General features: G+C 37.4%; 17 protein-coding genes and 1 pseudogene. 6 read left to right on the forward strand and 12 right to left on the reverse strand.

The genetic code is table 11. The annotated features are described in order from the left end of the window. Nucleotides 1–29: 29 nt before the first annotated feature. Nucleotides 30–602, reverse strand: a complete 573-nt coding sequence (locus ACFSR8_RS02875) for a fasciclin domain-containing protein (RefSeq protein WP_380288836.1) — start codon at nt 600–602, stop codon at nt 30–32. A 6-nt stretch (nt 603–608) separates the two neighbouring features. Continuing rightward, nucleotides 609–1,106 (reverse strand): c-type cytochrome, encoded by a 498-nt coding sequence (locus ACFSR8_RS02880; protein WP_380289381.1) that lies wholly within the window; start codon nt 1,104–1,106, stop codon nt 609–611. Nucleotides 1,107–1,222: 116 nt separating this feature from the next. On the opposite strand from ACFSR8_RS02880, the gene ACFSR8_RS02885 reads away from it, so the two are divergent. After that, the gene (locus ACFSR8_RS02885) at nt 1,223–1,654 is read left to right on the forward strand and encodes an RrF2 family transcriptional regulator (RefSeq protein WP_380288838.1); all 432 of its coding nucleotides are present in this window, start codon (nt 1,223–1,225) and stop codon (nt 1,652–1,654) included. A gap of 2 nt (nt 1,655–1,656) precedes the next feature. On the opposite strand, the gene ACFSR8_RS02890 is transcribed toward ACFSR8_RS02885, so the two are convergent. The 3 genes from ACFSR8_RS02890 to ACFSR8_RS02900 form a co-directional block, all read right to left on the reverse strand. After that, complete coding sequence (locus ACFSR8_RS02890; RefSeq protein WP_380288841.1) at nt 1,657–2,166, reverse strand: alpha-ketoglutarate decarboxylase; 510 nt, start codon at nt 2,164–2,166, stop codon at nt 1,657–1,659. 256 nt (nt 2,167–2,422) lie between these two features. After that, nucleotides 2,423–4,027 (reverse strand): OmpA family protein, encoded by a 1,605-nt coding sequence (locus tag ACFSR8_RS02895; protein ID WP_380288843.1) that lies wholly within the window; start codon nt 4,025–4,027, stop codon nt 2,423–2,425. 128 nt (nt 4,028–4,155) lie between these two features. Next, complete coding sequence (locus tag ACFSR8_RS02900; RefSeq protein ID WP_380288845.1) at nt 4,156–5,670, reverse strand: GH3 auxin-responsive promoter family protein; 1,515 nt, start codon at nt 5,668–5,670, stop codon at nt 4,156–4,158. A gap of 43 nt (nt 5,671–5,713) precedes the next feature. Between ACFSR8_RS02900 and ACFSR8_RS02905 the strand changes: the two genes are divergently transcribed. Together ACFSR8_RS02905 and ACFSR8_RS02910 are read left to right on the forward strand one after the other, a co-directional pair. After that, nucleotides 5,714–6,508, forward strand: coding sequence for a DUF2797 domain-containing protein (locus ACFSR8_RS02905; protein WP_380288847.1), 795 nt, complete (start codon nt 5,714–5,716; stop codon nt 6,506–6,508). A 66-nt stretch (nt 6,509–6,574) separates the two neighbouring features. Next, the gene (locus ACFSR8_RS02910; RefSeq protein WP_380288849.1) at nt 6,575–6,793 is read left to right on the forward strand and encodes a hypothetical protein; all 219 of its coding nucleotides are present in this window, start codon (nt 6,575–6,577) and stop codon (nt 6,791–6,793) included. 67 nt (nt 6,794–6,860) lie between these two features. Here ACFSR8_RS02910 and rpsU read toward each other — a convergent pair whose 3' ends face one another. From rpsU to ACFSR8_RS02930, 4 genes are all read right to left on the reverse strand, one after another. After that, nucleotides 6,861–7,055, reverse strand: coding sequence for a 30S ribosomal protein S21 (rpsU, locus tag ACFSR8_RS02915; protein WP_380288851.1), 195 nt, complete (start codon nt 7,053–7,055; stop codon nt 6,861–6,863). 68 nt (nt 7,056–7,123) lie between these two features. Then, nucleotides 7,124–9,802, reverse strand: coding sequence for an AsmA-like C-terminal region-containing protein (locus ACFSR8_RS02920; RefSeq protein ID WP_380288853.1), 2,679 nt, complete (start codon nt 9,800–9,802; stop codon nt 7,124–7,126). 88 nt (nt 9,803–9,890) lie between these two features. Next, entirely contained in the window at nt 9,891–10,595 is a 705-nt protein-coding gene (locus tag ACFSR8_RS02925; protein WP_380288855.1) for a queuosine precursor transporter, read from the reverse strand. Between the two features lie 58 nt (nt 10,596–10,653). Then, complete coding sequence (locus tag ACFSR8_RS02930) at nt 10,654–10,947, reverse strand: GIY-YIG nuclease family protein (protein WP_380288857.1); 294 nt, start codon at nt 10,945–10,947, stop codon at nt 10,654–10,656. Between the two features lie 199 nt (nt 10,948–11,146). On the opposite strand from ACFSR8_RS02930, the gene folK reads away from it, so the two are divergent. Next, nucleotides 11,147–12,286, forward strand: a complete 1,140-nt coding sequence (gene folK, locus ACFSR8_RS02935) for a 2-amino-4-hydroxy-6-hydroxymethyldihydropteridine diphosphokinase (RefSeq protein ID WP_380288859.1) — start codon at nt 11,147–11,149, stop codon at nt 12,284–12,286. Nucleotides 12,287–12,478: 192 nt separating this feature from the next. Continuing rightward, nucleotides 12,479–13,405 carry a hypothetical protein gene (locus ACFSR8_RS02940; RefSeq protein WP_380288861.1) on the forward strand — a complete coding sequence of 309 codons (927 nt, stop codon included), beginning with the start codon at nt 12,479–12,481 and terminating at the stop codon, nt 13,403–13,405. A gap of 108 nt (nt 13,406–13,513) precedes the next feature. Here ACFSR8_RS02940 and ACFSR8_RS02945 read toward each other — a convergent pair. The 3 genes and pseudogenes from ACFSR8_RS02945 to ACFSR8_RS02955 form a co-directional block, all read right to left on the reverse strand. Next, a pseudogene (locus ACFSR8_RS02945) lies at nt 13,514–13,981 on the reverse strand (class I SAM-dependent methyltransferase); the annotation flags it as partial. Between the two features lie 18 nt (nt 13,982–13,999). Beyond that, on the reverse strand, nt 14,000–14,176 hold the full coding sequence (locus ACFSR8_RS02950) for a hypothetical protein (RefSeq protein ID WP_380288863.1): 177 nt from the start codon (nt 14,174–14,176) through the stop codon (nt 14,000–14,002). Further along, complete coding sequence (locus tag ACFSR8_RS02955) at nt 14,177–14,713, reverse strand: RNA methyltransferase (RefSeq protein WP_380288865.1); 537 nt, start codon at nt 14,711–14,713, stop codon at nt 14,177–14,179. Nucleotides 14,714–14,934: 221 nt separating this feature from the next. On the opposite strand from ACFSR8_RS02955, the gene mutS reads away from it, so the two are divergent. Next, nucleotides 14,935–17,568, forward strand: a complete 2,634-nt coding sequence (gene mutS, locus ACFSR8_RS02960; protein WP_380288867.1) for a DNA mismatch repair protein MutS — start codon at nt 14,935–14,937, stop codon at nt 17,566–17,568. Nucleotides 17,569–17,644: the final 76 nt, after the last annotated feature.

Here is a 17,644-nt window from a genome sequence, read left to right on the forward strand (position 1 = left end):
GTCTTATATTTTTTAGTTAGAAATAGTGGTTATTCAGATGGAGGTAACAATACTTTATCAATCACATGCACGACGCCGTTACCGGCCTTGACGGTACCCAAAATATTTGCGCCACCAATTACCGGTTTCCCATCCACAACTTCAACCTTTACATATTGATTGTTGGCTTGCCCCAGTTTTGGGAGCTTGGTCAAAATGGTAGTGCTTAAATTTCCCGGAGTGACATGGTATTTAAGGATATTGGCCAAAGTGGCTTTGTTTTCAGGTTTCACTAAATTTTCCACGGTGCCTTCAGGAAGGGCAGCAAACGCCGCGTCTGTGGGTGCAAAAACTGTAAGCGGGCCAACATTTACCAGTGCGTTTTCTACCTCAGCCGCCTGAACTGCGGCTACAAGAGTTTTATGGTCAGGTGAACCTATGGCAATTTGCAAACAATTAGGTGTCCCTTCATCATCCTGAATAAAGGCTTGTCCTGTTTTTTCGGATGGTGCTTCAGAATTTGTGTCTGTAGAGGTCGAAGAAGTTGCTTTGGTTTCATTTTTACAAGCGCAGAGTAATGCTGTCACCATAAAAAGGAAACACAGATGTTTTAGAGTTTTCATATTTAGTTATTTGAGTGTTCTAAAATATTCCAATACGGCCCTGGCCTCTTCCTCAGTTAGATTTTGATTTGCCATGGGAGAGCCGTTAAATTCAATCAATAAAGCTTTAGCTAGAGGATCTTTTTGGGTCATTTCCTCGGGGTTTAAAATCATGTTCATGACCCATTCAGGGGAACGACGCTCCAAAATTCCTGTAGGCGCAGGTCCGATAAATTTCTTATCCGCGCGATGGCAGGCTGTACACAATTTTTTAAATACATCGGCGCCTTTGGTTGCCATAGCTTGATCTATCTCTGCGGGAAGTGTTAAAGATGTGATGGACCCAATACCTTTGTTATTCAGGTCGACGGTTTTGGATGCTGGTATTTTTTTTGCAGTATTATCTACCTTTTTTTCTGTTTTTGTGGGAAGTTTTATTTTTTCCTTCTTTTTCTCTTCTTTGCCACCGCAACTGAGGATTAACATAATACAAAGTGCAGAAATTAGTTTTAGTGTTTTCATAATAAATAGCCTTTAATCCAGCAAAAATAGATAGCTGCACTTGAAAAAAATATGATTAAAATCATATTTAGGATAAAAACATCCTTTTTTTATGTAATGGATTTTGATTATTTTCGAGTATGCTTTCAAATTCATCTAAATATGCTGTAAAAGCGGTACTTTTCCTGGCCTTGAATTCTAGTGCCGAAAATAAAGTAAGTGTAAAGGATATTTCGGATCCGATAAACGTGCCTCAGGCTTATGTTGCAAAATTGTTGCAGGCTTTGGCAAAAGAGGGTATTATTTCTTCCACCAGAGGCCCGAAAGGTGGATTCTATTTAAGCGATGAAGATTTGGCACATTCAATTATCAGTATCATTAAAGTAATTGATGGTGAAAAGAGGCTGACGTCCTGTTTATTAAGTTTGGAAAATTGTAATGAAGGAAAACCTTGTCCGCTACATGACATCTTGAGTGTTTCCCGAAACCACATCATAGAACAATTGCAAACAAAATCCATAAGGGATTTGGCCCTTAGCGTAAAATCTGGCCGTGCGTTTTTGCCTCTTTAGTCTTAAAAGAAGAACCGAATAAAAGGTACCCAAGGGTCAATATAAATACTTTTGTCGCTGTCATGAAGCACATTGTATCTCACTCCAACAATTATGTTGCCACTTCTATATCCAGCCCCGAGAAATAGGGCGGGCGACCAATAATTGTCGTCAGTTGCATTGATATTGATGTCGTACCTTCGGCTTACATTGAGTTGTTCAAATTCACCAGAAAGTTGTATTTCGGGTATAACGTTATAAAGGCCAATAAGACTACCGCCCAAAACGGTGGTTTTATAAACATCTTTTTGATTGTTGAAAGTAGCATTCAATCCAACACCCAAAGCAAATTGTTCGTCAAATTGGTAAATGGCACTCGGTGCAATAGTAGCCCCAAAAAAGCCATTGCCAAAATTGAGACCAATTCCACCACCATATCTAACGTTTTTCCAAAACTCATTTTGATCCTTCTGGGCTTGGCCAAAAAAGCAAAACAATAAAAAGGCACAAAGGATTTGTTTACGAAATAGCATCTTCTTTTTTCACTAAAGATAGTGGATTTTGGGCATAAAAAAACCACGCTGGCGTAGCGCGGTATATTTTTATGGATATTAATTAATATTAAATGTTTTCGTTTGCTTTTAAATTCAGAATCAAAAATAGACTTACTATATATTTGTCACAACCTTTAAATCCTAATTTTAGACAACAGGACGAATTACTCGTTTAAAGCCTAAAATGAAATACCGTTAATCTATTCGTCGATAATTTAGTGTAGCCCGCTTTTAGTTAATCCAAAATAATGAACTCCACCCTCCTATTGGCTTGCAGTTCCTCGTCGGTACAATTGGATTTACAATCTATTTTTGGTTGACGTTCGCCGTAACCTTTTGACTTTAGTCTGTTTTTGCTGATACCATTTTTGATGAGATACTTTACCGCAGAAACTGCGCGCCTGTCAGATAGTTTTAGGTTATAGCTGTCGCTACCTTTATTATCGGTGTGCGCATTTATAGCCAGTTGCATTTTCGGGTTTTCTGTTAGTACCTTAACAATCTTGTTCATCGAAATATGGGATTCTTCCTTAAGACTCCATTTATTGAAATCGAAGTAAATGTTTTCGATGACGATAGCCAATTTGTCATCCACTTCTGCAATAACAGGAGCAGTGGTTTCAAGCTCGAAATTTTTGTCATATACAGTGTCAAAACCTTTGCTAGAAAAGAAATTAAATGTCATATTGATGAAGCCATCTTTTTCCGTAGAAATGGTGTAGTTTTCAAACGGGACTACTTCAAAACTAAAACGTCCGCTTTCATCTGTTAACTTTCTGGCAACCTCAATACCATCTTCGTCTTTAACTATGACCAGAGTATTTGGAAGTTTTATCCGCGTTTCAGAATCTAAAACTGTACCTTTTAGGGATTGCTCAACCTTATCTCGGGTTACGGTGTAAATGTCATGTCTCCCTTTACCGTTAGGTTTGTTTGAGGACATATAGCCTTTGTGTCTTGCAGCCAAGAAATAGGCTACTTCATCATAACGGGTATTTATGGTATTACCTAAATTTCTTGGAGACTTATAACCTGTTCTTAAAATTCTACTCATAAAAACATCGTAGCCACCTATATTTTGGTGCCCTTTTGACGAAAAATACAAATACTTACCATCTAAAGATAATGATGGATATTTTTCGTTGGAAGCCGTATTAACGTTTGGCCCAAGATTTTTTGGCGTTCCCAAGGAACCGTCAGGCATCACCTCGGAAACATAAATATCATAACCCCCAAACGAATCTGCGCGATTGGAAGAAAAATACAGTTTATCCCCTTTCGGACTCATGTAAGGCGTTTCAATGGATACATTTTTATCGTTAATGCTTAGGAGTTTTTGGTTAATCCAGTTGCCATGGGAATCTTGCTCTAGCTCAGCTTTGTATAATTTGTACTCCAATGAATTTTCCTGTGAGCTTCGGGTAAAATAAACCGTTTTTCTATCCGGTGAAAAGGTAAGTTGATCCTCGCTATCCTTCGTATTCAATATCCTGGAAAAGAGCAACGGAGAACTCAATTGGCCGTTATCCTCAATATCTAAACAGAACAAATCCTTATAAGCCTCATTTGTTTTTGGATCAATTTTGGCCAATCCTCCAATCTTTTTTGAGGATACCATAATTAATTTATTCATAAAAAAGCCCGAGCCGAACTCTGAAAATTTGGTATTTACGCCGGCGTCTAAAACCTCGAATTGAAATCCGTTTGCACCAATTTCAGCTTCACTTGAAACATCTGGAATATTTGGTAAATTAAGCTCGGCTGTAAAATCTGAAGAAGTACTTTGACCTATGGATAAATTGAACACAAATAGGGCTAGTAAGAGTAACTTGGTTCTCATAAAGCGAGGGTTTAAGGATTAACTAAAACACAAAAATATCAGAGATTCAAGAGGTTATGAAAAAACTTGGACTAATCGCAGGTTAATTCGTTAACTGTCTGGTGTTGAGAGTATTCTGACAACAAAAATCAGACGTTCAGTTTTAATAAATCGTCCAAATAATCCCGGGTGTTTGAAAGTCGGGGCACTTTATGTTGCCCTCCCAATTTATTATTTTGCTTCAACCAGTCGTGGAAGAGTTTTGGCCGGGCTACGTTTATGGTGGGTTTGTTTAAGGTAATATTATTGTAGCGTTTTGCTTCGTAATCCGAATTCAGCGATTTCAAGGCATTGTCAAACAGTTCATTAAAATAGTCCAAATCCTTTGGGGGTGTTTTAAACTCAATCAGCCATTCGTGAGCGCCTTTTTCCTTGCCTTCCATAAAAATTGGGGCGGCCGTAAAATCCACAATTTCCGCTTCAGTGCGGTGGCACACTTTTTTAAGAGCGCTTTCAGCATTTTCGATAATCAATTCTTCACCAAAGACGTTGATGTGGTGTTTAGTCCTTCCCGAAATTTTAATCCGATAAGGATACAAAGAGGTGAACCGAATAGTGTCTCCAATTTTATAGCGCCACAAACCTGCATTCGTTGTAATGATGATGGCGTAGTTTTTATTGAGCTGGACTTCGCTTAATGGAATGGCTTTTTCTTCAGCAGTGGCATAAACATCCATAGGGATAAACTCGTAAAATATCCCATAGTCCAGCATCAGCAAAAGTTCATCAGAATTATTTTGGTCCTGAATCGCAAAGAAGCCTTCAGAGGCATTATAGATTTCATAATACTTAAAATCTTTCTTTGGAAGTATTTTTTTGTACTGATCTGCATACGGCACAAAACTGACACCTCCATGAAAATACACTTCCAGATTTGGCCAAACATCCAATAGACTCTGTTTTCCGGTAGTTTCCAGAACATTGTTTAATAGTACCAGCATCCATGAAGGGACTCCGGCCAAACTAGTCACGTTTTCTTCAATAGTTTCATCCACAATGGCCTGCATTTTGTGTTCCCAATCGCTCATTAAGGAGACTTTATTGCTCGGTGTGCTGCTAAATTCGGCCCAAAAAGGCATATTGTCAATCAAAATGGCCGAAAGGTCGCCAAAAATAGTGCCGTTTTCCTTATACAATTCTTTGCTGCCGCCTAGGCGCAAACTCTTTCCTGTGAATAATTGAGAGTCTTCATTATTATTCAAATACATGCATAATAAATCCTTGCTGGCGGCGTAGTGACAATCCTCTAAGGATTCTTCACTTACGGGGATAAATTTGCTTTTTGCACGAGTAGTCCCGCTAGACTTTGCAAACCATTTAATTGGGGTGGGCCAAAATAGGTTGGGTTCCCCTCTGCGCGAACGCTCTATAATATCCTGCCAGCCATCATAATTCTTAATTGGCACACGTTCAGCAAAGGTTTTATAGTCTTTAATGGAATTAAACCCATATTGTCTGCCGATTTCGGTATTTTTAGCAAAATCTATCAGAGTTAATAACAATTCATTCTGGACTTCATTGGGGTATTTCAAAAACAATTCAATTTGATGAAATCGCTTTTTGAGGAACCAGGATGCAATGGAATTAACTAACGGAATTGGCATTTTTATGCTATCTTTAGGTTTCTAAAATAATACTTTTTTTTATATGACCTATCAGGGTGTTTTACGGAAAATGGAGACCGAATTTTCCAGTCCAATTCAATACTATTTGGTGTTTGATCATGATTTTATCAACGTCAACCAACTGTTGAACAAGCGCATAAAAATGCAGTTTGTAAAGTACCAATGTTTGAATTGTGGATTAGACAAGCCGATATATCGCCAAGGTTTTGACAAACAATGCTTTTATGAAACCGCTCAAGCAGGGGAATGGATTATGCGCCCTGAGTTGAGCACCGCCCATTTAGGAAAAGAGGATCGTGATTTGGAATACGAAAAGCAGGTGCAGTTGCAACCCCATATTGTGTATTTGGCCAATTCCAGTAATGTAAAAGTTGGGGTGACCCGAAAAAGCCAAGTGCCTACCCGTTGGATAGACCAAGGTGCGCACGAGGCCATTGAAATTGTGGAGGTGCCCAACCGCTATTTGGCGGGCATTACCGAGGTGGCCTTAAAAGACCATGTAAGCGATAAAACCAATTGGCGCACCATGCTTAAAAATGAAATTAAGGATGAAAATTTGGTGGAGTGGCGTGAGCGCTTGAAGTCTTTTATCCCAGATGAGGTTGCGGATTATTTTATTGAAAGCAACTCCGAAACCAATTTGGAATTCCCTGTTCAAAAGTACCCCGAAAAACCAAAAAGTTTAAACATTAAAAAAGAGGAATCTTACGAAGGAACACTGGTGGGTGTAAAAGGGCAGTATTTGATTTTTGAAGACCAAACGGTGTTTAATGTACGGGCGAATGAAGGGTTGGTGGTTGAAATTTCAATAATTTAGGGTGATTATTTTAACGAGTCACTAACATATATTGCCGGGATTCTTTATTATCTTGTAAAGAAAAAAATGAAAATTCCAGCACTATTTTATGTGGCACTCACCACGTTTCTGTTGATCCTTTTAACTGTAATGATTTCCATGGATATGGCTTTCACCGGGGTGTTTTACACGATGTGTTTAGGGCAGGCTTTGGTGGTTGTGATGGTGTACAAAGTTTTAAAAGACCGATATACCACGGACAAAACCTTCGAGCATTTTTATGAGGATTATCCCATTCCACATTAAGACAGGCAAAAAAATCCCGTTTACATTCAAGCAAACGGGATTTTTTATTTATCAAGAAAGAAGACGTTTAAATATCCTCTTGGTCCCTTAAACTTTGAATATAGGCTGCTTTTTGAATCTCGCGGCGTCTTTTTACTGAAGGCTTTGTGAAGTGTTGCCTTTCCCTAAGATTTTGCATCACTTGAATGTTTCTGTGTTTACGCTTATAACGTTTTAAGGCGCGCTCTATATTTTCGCCATCTTTTACAATAATTTTTAGCATATGCGTGGTTTATTTAATTTGGTATAATCCTTTAAAATGGCGAAGTTGAGACTTTTAATCTCGAAAACCTAATTTATTGAGTCTTTTTGTTTTTTAGATACACCCAATAAGCCTCCTAAAACATTTTTAATCACCTTTTCGGTGGAATTCACAGTATCAGTGTTTGTTGAGTCTTGAGGGGTTTTGGTTTTTATGATATCCTTTAAAACATCGTTTACAGTATTGTTTTGCCGTTTTTTAATGGAATCGGTTTTGGTTTTGTTCCCGCCAATAACATCACCAATTAAATCCTTCACTTTGTCCTTGCTTTGGTTCAACAATTTTTGCTTTTGAATTTCGAGAAGCTGATTTGTCAAGCTTTTAATACCGCTGGCCAAATCGGTTTTTACATTTGGGCTAGTAAAAGCCCCAGTAATATTTGCCGTAACGGGAATCGTGATGTTGTTGACTTCGGTATCATTGATTTGACCAATTAACCGGTTCACTTCACTACCCAAATATTTTGCAGGCACATTAAATACAACGTTGTAATCGATGCTTTTATCAAAACCGTGCGCCCCTGAAACATCAATATCAATATCCTGATATTTCAATTTAAAAGGTTTAACCGCCACTTTTCCGTCGGCAAAATCCAGTTTGGTTTTCACGTCTTTTAAATCCAATTGATCAAAATCTATAAAGGACAAGGCACCCTCTAATTGACCTAAAAGCCCATCTTTTGAGTTGATTTTCGTTGTAAGCAGTTCTGCCAAGGCACTCCCGGATACGGAATTCAAAACGGGCGAAAACTCCTGGTCCAAACTTCCTGAAAGTTTAAGGGTGGTATTCAATTTGCCTTGAAAAAATTCCGCAATTGGGGCCAAATTTTGGAACAATTCTAAATCTTGAAAGGACTGTGCAATATCAAAATCATTGGCGCCCAAATCGAGATGGAACACTGGCGTTTCTTCTTTAGTGGAAATATCCCCGTTAACCATTAGCTCGCCATTAAAAATACTAGAGGTCATATCTTGAATGGCGACTTGCTGGTCCTTGATATAGAGTTTCCCGGTAACGTCATTTAGTTTCAAGTTGTCATACAACACCGTGTTCACTTTGGCATCAACAATGCATTCTAAAAAGGCAGGTATTTTTAGGGATTCATCATCGCTGGTCGTTTTGTTGCTTTCCACATTAGCTTCATCTTCAGTCATAAAATCACCGACCTTAAACAGGTTAGAATTCACGTTAAAATTCCCTTTTAAGGTATTGTCACTCAACAAAAACCCCAATAAGTTGTTGATGGTGCCGGTGGCATTCAAATCACTATCGCCCGTTTGCGCTTTGAAGTTACTTAGGTTAACGGTACCAGGCTTAAAGGTCATATCCGCTTGTGAAATATGAATGGGATTAACGATGTCTTCAGAAGAAAACACAAAATCGGTTATGCTTGCAGTCCCTTTGTTTTTGATACGTTCGTAGGCATTGGTTTTGATGGCATTCATGTCAAAAGCCGAATTCAGTTTGCCTTTTAAAATACCAGTGAGGGCATTTTCCAATTTCACGGGGTACGCTTTTGTGATGTTTGCCAAATTTAAAACCCCATCAATGTTGGCATTCACCAACATATTTTTGGTAAGGTTTTTTAAGGTCGCCGAGGATTTGAACATATCCTCATCGATTTTAAAATTGAGCGTTTTTATATCAATGTAGGTGTCGTCGGTATTTCCCGTTTCGTTTTTTATATGGGTGTCTATTGAGATATTGCTAACCCGTTTTGGCAAATCCGGATATTTAAATGAAGCATTTTTTGAAGTAATGCTGATGTCCAAATTCGGTATGGTTTCTTCAGAACTCAACCCTTTTATCAATCCTTTCACTTTAAAATCTCCGGTAGTCTGCACATCTTCAATGTTCTTTGAATATTCTTTAGGAATGATGGCTAAAAAGTTTTTAAAGTCTGATTCTGGGTTTTCAAACGAAATGTCAATTTGCTGTCCGTTTTCAACCATTTGCACAAAACCTTCAAATTCAATGGGCAATGCGTTAATGTAGCCTTTGTTTTCCTTAAAAGTGTAAGTTTCATTTTCCAAATCCAAACCAATAAGCGCATCCAATTTTATAGGATTATTACTGAGGTAATTGGTGCTATCTAAAGTGATACTCAGGTTGGCTTCACTTTTGGTGTCAAGTTCCGAGCTTTCTGCTGAAAAGGTGCCATGGCCATCGTGGTTTAACTCGGTTATGTGAATCAAGATATCGGAACTTTCATCAATATAGGTGAATGCACTTTTTTTGATTTGATAGTCCTCAATATCGAAGGCAAAACTACGATCGCTTTCGGATGTTGATTGGTTTTCTTTTTCTTTGGTAATGTCGTAATTATTATTGCCAAATTTATCGGTCTTCAATGTTAACAATACTTCGTCGATATTGATAGTATTCACCACAATCGGTCCATCACTTGTGTTTTTGAACAATTCCTTAACGGACATTGTAAACGAAATATCCTTGGCCGTGGCAAAGGTTTCATCTTTAAAGGGCTCAAAATTGGTTATCACCAAATCACTTACCCCAACATGGGCTTGGGGGAAACTTTTGATTAAACTTAAACTCACATCACTAAATTCTACTTTGGCATTAACGTTTTCATTAATAAAACGTTTTACTATATCCTTGATTTGACCTTGAAACGCAAAAGGAATGGCGATTAAAAGCGCTACGATTATCAAAAGGGTAATCCCGATGATCTTAAAAGCTTTCTTCAAAATGGAGCATTTAGAAATTTAACGTACACAAATATATACGCAAAAACGGAGCTAAAAGATTGAAAACAGTGAATATATTGTTAAATAACTAGAGCAAATTGATTTCCTCGTTCACTTTTAAATTGAAGCGTTTTCTAAAAAAATACACGCCCAGATACAGCAGTGGTGTATCTAAAATGGCGACAAAAACCTTGAATAGAAATCCGCTAACCAACAAACCTTTAAAATTTGCCCAGTCGATAATACCAAAGGAGCATAGCAAAAACACAATGGTAAAGGTGTCTACAAATTGTGAAAACCAAGTAGAAAAGTTGTTGCGTAACCAAAGGTGTTTGCCTTTAGTGAGGCGTTTCCAAAAGTGGTAAATTTGGATATCCACAAACTGTGCAAACAAATAGGTGAGCATACTGGCGAAAACCGCTATGGTTGAGTTCCCGAAAACAGTTCTAAACATCTCGTTATCCACCGGCGCCCATGGTGTTGCAGGAACACTATCGGCAACGTAAATGATTAGAAGTGAAAATAACGATGCAAAAATCCCAACTACTACCACATCATTCGCGCGCTTTTTACCATAAATTTCACTGATTAAATCCGTGATCAAAAAAGTGATGGGGTAAGGTAAAATACCCACTGAAATCTCAAATAATTTACTTCCAAAAGCCTCAATATCAAACGGATACCAATAAAAAAACTTTTGAAATATTAAGTTGGAAACTACTAATGAGGTGATGAACAATCCGCCCAATAAAAGGTAAATGCGTTGGGCTAGGAGTTTGTCTTTTAGGGTCATATTATAACGTTATGTCAGTTCGAGTGCCACGCCCATGCGTGGCGTATCGAGAACCTTGTTATTTTCTAAACTTCTTTTTAGCTAAGTTAGGAAGCTTTTCAAATTCTCCATTAATTAGAGCCTCCTTTTTTGCTCTTGACCATTTTTTGATTTGTTTTTCACTTGAAATGGCGACTTCAGGATTTGTGAATTCGGCATAAAAAACTAAATGGACAGGTCTTCTATTGTAAGTGTAACTTTCAATGTGTCTTCCTGTTTGATGCTCAATTATTCTTTTTTCTAATGTTGAAGTAATGCCTGTATAGTATGTGTTGTCCGAGCATTTTAAAATATATACGCAATAGATTTTCATGTAGTTAAAATAAAGTTTCTCGATACAATTCCGACGAAAAAGTCGGAATCACTCGAAGTGACAGTTGTCGTTAAAAAACCGTAAGTCAGTTCGAGTGATTTTGAGGTACGAGAAATTGTATCGAGAACTATTTTTAAAGACAAATCAGTGCCAATAATATAACCAAATTCCATTTACTTTTTATTATTTTGCTTTCCGCATGATAAAGCCAATAACATACCATATTGCACTAGGAAGCAACAAGGGCGACAAATTTAAAAACCTGCAACGGGCTGTTGATGCCATCTTTGAGCGTATCGGGACTATCAAGTTGATTTCTAAAGTTTATAAGTCACCAGCTTTTGGATTTGAAGGCGATGATTTTTTAAACTGCTGTTTGGTGCTGGAAAGTGATTTGAAGTCCAAAAAAGTACTGAACCATCTTCTTAAAATTGAAACAGAATTAGGCAGAACTAGAAGCAAAACCAAAGGCTACGAAGCCCGAACCATCGATTTGGATATTGTATTCGCTGGTGAAGCTATTATTGACACCAAAACCCTTCAGCTACCGCACCCTGAAATGCAAAAGCGGAAATTTGTGCTAATGCCCTTAAATGATATTGCATCTAAAGTTGTACACCCAAAATTGTATAAAGAAGTGTCTGTTTTATTGGAAGAATGTGAAGACAATTCGGTATTGGAACCCATCAATATTTGGTTAAAAAACCCAAGTAAGCAGTTCAATTTTTCAAACTATAATTATGTTGCTATCGAAGGTAATATTGGTGCTGGGAAAACAAGTTTGGCCACAAAAATTGCCCAAGATTTTAATGCGAAATTGGTTTTGGAGCGGTTTGCCGACAATCCGTTTTTGCCCAAGTTTTATGAGGATGCCAACCGATATGCTTTTCCTTTAGAAATGTCTTTTTTGGCGGATCGCTATCAACAAATATCGGATGATTTGTCACAACTCGATTTGTTCAAAAATTTTAAAGTGAGCGATTATTACGTGGTGAAATCCCTGATTTTCTCAAAAATCACTCTTAATGATGACGAATTTCAGTTGTACCGAAGACTGTTCAATTTGATGTATAGGGACGTGCCAAAACCCGATTTATACATTTATTTGTATCAAAACACTGCCCGTTTACAGGAAAACATCAAAAAACGTGGACGCGACTATGAGCAAAACATTGCCGATGATTATTTAGAAAATATCAACGCAGGCTATCTAAAATTCTTAAAAACACAAACTGATTTTGAAGTCAAAATTATTGATGTTTCAGAAAGGGATTTTGTTGGTAATCGCGCTGATTATTTGTTGGTGCTGAATGAAATATTTTTAAACTCTTTACGGTAACAAAAAAATCTACTTCGAGCGTAATTTGTAAACAATAAATCGACTAATAATTCAGTTATTTATTTAAAGGAATTTACCGAACTTTCGTGATTTCAATTAAAACTTAGTCTTAAACCGCTAAAAACAGGCAGGATAGTTCAGGATGGATTATGTTCTTTTCAGTCTTAATTTTACCAAAAATTCTAAAAAATTATGAAAAACTCAAAGACTATTTACAAGATATTAACAATTACGTCATTAATTGTTTTTGTAGCCTTCTTTTCTTGTTCAACTGATGAGATAGATCTCACCAAACCGATAAAAGCGATTGAGAACGATCCAGATCCAGATCCAGATCCAGATTCTGGTCTATTGGTAGCAGAGGATGAAGATATAGGTGCTTACACCACTTGTAACCCAGATGGGGAAAATGCAACTCGAACATCAAATGATTTGCCAAACCCAGTAAATGTAGGAACCATTGATGACCGAAGTTGTTATGCTAATTACAAAGAGAGTATTGTTGATGGTATTACATGGGGAGTTTACAATATAACTGACGGTTCTAATAAATTTGAAACTACATTACAGCCTAGAATAGAGCGCTCATTGCCAATTGCTAACTCTAATGTTGGGTCATTTGTAAAATTTACAGGTGATTTTAGAATTCTTGAAGTGGGTGATGCAGGTTCACAAAGTCAAAATGGAACTTACATAGCACAGGCCAAAGGGCAACATACCGGTGGAGGTGGTTCTCCAGACCCTGCTATTTGTTTGTATTTAGCTAAGCCCAAATATGGTACAGGTGTTAACGCAAACATACAAGTGGCGTTTGATATTTATGCAGAGCGTATCCTTGAGCGTGGAGGATCAGGAAGCGGAAGAGAGGTTGTTTATCTAACAACAGTAGATAAAAATGCAATAACTTCTTTTGTGCTGGAGGTCGGTTTTAAAGAAGATCCAAGCGATAGTACTAAGAAAATACATTATTGCAATGCCATAATAGGTGGTCAATCATTTAATTGGGATATTCCTGATCCAGAAAGAGGGACTCAATCGAAAATTAGATACGGTGCATACCGAGTTAAAGGCGGAAGAGCGCAAATTAGATGGGCGAATACGACACATCAAAAAGTTTAAAACTAATTTTGAACTTAAGAATAGAAAAGTATTCAGTATATTGAAGAAAAGGCTACCTGAGAAAGGTAGCCTTGTTTGTTTAGGGACAATATACGAGTATGTAAAGCTTTAGAATAATTGATATACTGTGGTGGTAATTTGACTTTTAGCGGGGCCTTCTAAATAACATGTGGTTAGGTGTTTCGCATCCTTAATTTTTAAATTAAATGGAGGGCTTAATAAATCTACTCCACTATTATGTTTTACACGGTTGACCTGTCCAGAAATAATATCTTTATTTGGAATAAAAATACCTGTAGGGATATGTTCAGTCAGGATAATATATTTGTAATCTTTGGTTTTTTTTAGGATACTTTTAATTTCAGTATTCGATAAATGCTGTAATACTTGTCTCAAAATAATACAGTCAGCATTCGGGAGCTCATCCTTTGCTATATCTAAGCAATGAAATTCTAAATAATCATTTTTAAAAAGCGTCTTATTTCTTTCAATCAGGGTGTCAACAATATCAATAGCAATATACTTTTTGGTGTATTTTACAAGTTGTTTTCCAATATTAAAATCGCCACAGCCTAAATCGCAAACCGTTAAAGGTTATGGAAATGATTTTAAAAAAGAGGTAACGTTATCTAAATAAGGTTTTGTGATTTTTGTGTCGTGAGAACCCCAACCGGAATAAAAATCATGGCCTTTGCCGCCCCAAAAGTGCTTCTCGTAAATTTGGGTCATTACGTCTTTGGTAGGCCAAGGTGTTTTTGCTTTTTTAGACATTTATTTAAGCCGTTGCAGTTTGCTAAATACTTCCCAAACAACCACGCCACAGCTTACCGAAATGTTTAACGAATGTTTGGTGCCGTATTGCGGAATCTCAATCACCACATCGCTAGCCGAAACCACATCCTGCGCTACACCTTTTACTTCATTGCCAAAAATAAGTGCGTACTTGGTGTTGTTTTCAACTTTGAACTCGTTTAACATGACGGCATTTTTGGCCTGCTCTATGGCGCAGATTTTAACGTTATCCGTTTTTAATCTTTCAATCAAATCTAAAGTGCTTTCAACATATTCCCAATCCACAGTTTCGGTACTTCCCAAAGCAGTTTTGTGGATGTCCTTGTGGGGTGGCTTTGCCGTGATACCACAGAGATAAATCTTTTCAATTAAAAATGCGTCGCTCGTCCTAAAAACCGACCCGATGTTATTCAGGCTTCTAACATTGTCCAGAACAATACTGATAGGTGTTTTTTTTGCCGATTTAAAATCGTCAATACTTAATCTGTCCAGTTCGTTATTTTTTAGTTTTCGCATTTTTTAAATTCTTTGTCACGCTTAGCGCTCCCGATAGTTATCGGGACGAAGCGCCTTGCAAATTTCAAATCTTTTATTTTGTTCTTAAAGACAAAAGCATTGTTGAAATCTCCCTTCAATTGTAGATAACTTGTGGTTTTTCAACTTCAAAAAACATGAAATTAATAGTACATTGCATGCTACAATTTTCACAAAAGTAAGACTAAAAAACCATTTATCCATTGGCTAAAAAAGCGAAAAAGGAAACTCCGTTAATGAAACAGTACAATGCCATCAAGGCTAAGTATCCGGATGCTTTGCTGTTGTTTCGTGTGGGCGATTTTTATGAAACCTTTGGGGAAGATGCTGTGAAGGCGGCAGGTATTTTGGGTATCATTTTGACAAAACGAGGTGCTGGCAGTACCAGTGAAACCGAGTTGGCCGGGTTTCCGCATCATTCCTTAAATACGTATTTGCCCAAGTTGGTAAAAGCCGGCGAGCGTGTTGCCATTTGCGATCAATTGGAGGATCCCAAGCAAACCAAAACTATCGTAAAAAGAGGTGTTACGGAATTGGTAACTCCAGGGGTTGCTTTGAACGATGAGGTTCTGGTCAGCAAGTCTAACAATTTCTTATGCTCGGTATATTTCGATACTTCGACAAGCTCAGTAACCAAACAGCGTATAGGAGTGTCGTTTTTGGATATTTCAACGGGCGAGTTTTTGACCTCCCAAGGGAATGCTGAATATATCGACAAATTACTTCAAAATTTTAGTCCAAGTGAGGTATTGGTGTCCAAACAAAAACGAACACTTTTCAACGAGAGTTTTGGCGATGATTTCCATACCTTTTATTTGGAAGATTGGGTGTATCAAACCGATTATGCCTACGAAACCTTAACCAAGCATTTTGATACCAAAACTTTAAAGGGGTTTGGCGTTGAAGATTTGTACGAAGGCATTATAGCGTCGGGTTCTATTTTACATTATTTAGGCGAAACCCAGCATCATAAATTACAGCATATCACATCGATTGCGCGAATAGCAGAAGATGATTATGTGTGGATGGATAAATTCACCATTCGAAATTTAGAACTATACAACTCTACCAATAATAATGCGGTAACCCTTTTAAATGTCATTGATAAAACCATCTCGCCAATGGGTGGTCGGTTATTAAAACGTTGGTTAGCATTGCCGCTTAAAACTATTGAAAAAATCAAGCAACGCCACGAGGTGGTGGATTTTCTCACTAAAAATGATGAGGTACTTCAAAAGATTCAAAACCGCATCAAACATATTGGGGATTTAGAGCGTCTTATTTCTAAAACTGCAACAGGGAAGGTAAACCCACGCGAGGTGATTCAGCTTAAAAATTCCCTGGAAGCCATTGTACCCATTAAAAGTATTGCTTCAAATGCTAAGAATGAGTCTTTGTGTATTATTGGCGATAATTTGCAGAGCTGTGAAGTGTTACGTGAAAAAATTAAAGCGACTTTAAATGAAGAAGCGCCCGTAAATGTTTTAAAGGGTAATACCATAGCTTCAGGGTTTTCAACAGAATTGGATGAACTTAGAAACTTGTCCAAATCAGGGAAAGATTATCTGGATAATATGTTGGAGCGCGAAAGTGAGCGTACCGGAATTACTTCTCTGAAAATTGCTTCTAACAACGTATTTGGGTATTATATTGAAGTACGAAATACGCATAAGGACAAAGTGCCCGAGGAGTGGATAAGAAAACAGACTTTAGTAAGTGCCGAACGCTATATAACGGAAGAACTCAAAGAATATGAGGCTAAAATATTGGGTGCGGAAGAGCGTATTTTGGCTATTGAACAGCAATTGTTTGCCGAATTGGTGAACTGGATGAATCAGTACATCAAAGCAGTGCAACAAAATGCGTATTTGATAGGTCAGTTAGATTGTTTATGCGGGTTTGCCCAATTGGCAAAGGACAATCATTATGTATATCCGAAAATAGATGATTCTTTTGATTTGGATATTAAAAATGGTCGCCATCCTGTAATTGAAAAGCAATTGCCTATTGGCGAAACTTATATAGCTAATGATGTTTATTTGGATAGAACATCTCAGCAAATTATAATGATTACTGGACCTAATATGTCCGGTAAATCGGCCATTTTAAGGCAAACCGCTTTAATCGTTTTATTGGCGCAAATCGGAAGTTTTGTACCTGCTAAAGAAGCAAAAATCGGACTTGTAGATAAAATATTTACGAGAGTTGGTGCAAGTGACAATATTTCGATGGGCGAATCCACGTTCATGGTAGAAATGAATGAAACAGCTTCTATTTTGAATAATATTTCTGATAGAAGTTTAGTGTTGTTGGATGAAATTGGAAGGGGTACGAGCACTTATGATGGTATTTCCATTGCATGGGCCATTAGCGAATATTTGCATGAACATCCTTCAAAGCCAAAAACATTGTTTGCTACGCATTACCACGAGCTCAATGAAATGTGTGAAACTTTTGGGCGGATTAAAAATTTCAATGTTTCTGTAAAAGAGTTAAAGGACAATGTTTTGTTCTTAAGAAAACTGGTTGAAGGCGGTAGCGCCCATAGTTTTGGAATTCATGTGGCTAAAATGGCGGGAATGCCACAACAAGTTTTGCGAAGAGCCAATAAAATTCTTGAAAAACTTGAAAAATCTCATTCCAGTGAGGAGCTCACCGATAAGGTAAAAACCCTGCATGACGATATGCAATTGAGCTTTTTTAATTTGGATGATCCCTTATTGGAAAATATTAAAGATGAAATTCTACACACGGATATTGACACATTAACTCCTGTGGAAGCGCTTATGAAACTGAACGAGATTAAGCGCATGTTGGTGAAGAAAAAACACGCCTAAAAAAGTTGGATTTATTTTCTAAAAGACTTTGGATTTACTAGAAATAGTTTAAATTTGCATCCGCAATCTCAAGATT

Source organism: Hyunsoonleella rubra (genome assembly GCF_042684665.1).
In the GTDB taxonomy this organism is placed as follows: Bacteria; Bacteroidota; Bacteroidia; order Flavobacteriales; family Flavobacteriaceae; genus Jejuia; species Jejuia rubra.

What these genes read in the sequence shown, in the direction of transcription:
- ACFSR8_RS02910 (WP_380288849.1), top strand. Translation starts at nt 6,575, where the DNA reads ATGAAAATTCCAGCACTATTTTATGTGGCACTCACCACGTTTCTGTTG.
- ACFSR8_RS02930 (WP_380288857.1), bottom strand. Translation starts at nt 10,947, where the DNA reads ATGAAAATCTATTGCGTATATATTTTAAAATGCTCGGACAACACATAC.
- folK (WP_380288859.1), top strand. Translation starts at nt 11,147, where the DNA reads ATGATAAAGCCAATAACATACCATATTGCACTAGGAAGCAACAAGGGC.
- ACFSR8_RS02875 (WP_380288836.1), bottom strand. Translation starts at nt 602, where the DNA reads ATGAAAACTCTAAAACATCTGTGTTTCCTTTTTATGGTGACAGCATTA.
- ACFSR8_RS02905 (WP_380288847.1), top strand. Translation starts at nt 5,714, where the DNA reads ATGACCTATCAGGGTGTTTTACGGAAAATGGAGACCGAATTTTCCAGT.
- ACFSR8_RS02955 (WP_380288865.1), bottom strand. Translation starts at nt 14,713, where the DNA reads ATGCGAAAACTAAAAAATAACGAACTGGACAGATTAAGTATTGACGAT.
- ACFSR8_RS02925 (WP_380288855.1), bottom strand. Translation starts at nt 10,595, where the DNA reads ATGACCCTAAAAGACAAACTCCTAGCCCAACGCATTTACCTTTTATTG.
- ACFSR8_RS02895 (WP_380288843.1), bottom strand. Translation starts at nt 4,027, where the DNA reads ATGAGAACCAAGTTACTCTTACTAGCCCTATTTGTGTTCAATTTATCC.
- ACFSR8_RS02885 (WP_380288838.1), top strand. Translation starts at nt 1,223, where the DNA reads ATGCTTTCAAATTCATCTAAATATGCTGTAAAAGCGGTACTTTTCCTG.
- ACFSR8_RS02900 (WP_380288845.1), bottom strand. Translation starts at nt 5,670, where the DNA reads ATGCCAATTCCGTTAGTTAATTCCATTGCATCCTGGTTCCTCAAAAAG.
- ACFSR8_RS02890 (WP_380288841.1), bottom strand. Translation starts at nt 2,166, where the DNA reads ATGCTATTTCGTAAACAAATCCTTTGTGCCTTTTTATTGTTTTGCTTT.
- ACFSR8_RS02950 (WP_380288863.1), bottom strand. Translation starts at nt 14,176, where the DNA reads ATGTCTAAAAAAGCAAAAACACCTTGGCCTACCAAAGACGTAATGACC.
- rpsU (WP_380288851.1), bottom strand. Translation starts at nt 7,055, where the DNA reads ATGCTAAAAATTATTGTAAAAGATGGCGAAAATATAGAGCGCGCCTTA.
- ACFSR8_RS02940 (WP_380288861.1), top strand. Translation starts at nt 12,479, where the DNA reads ATGAAAAACTCAAAGACTATTTACAAGATATTAACAATTACGTCATTA.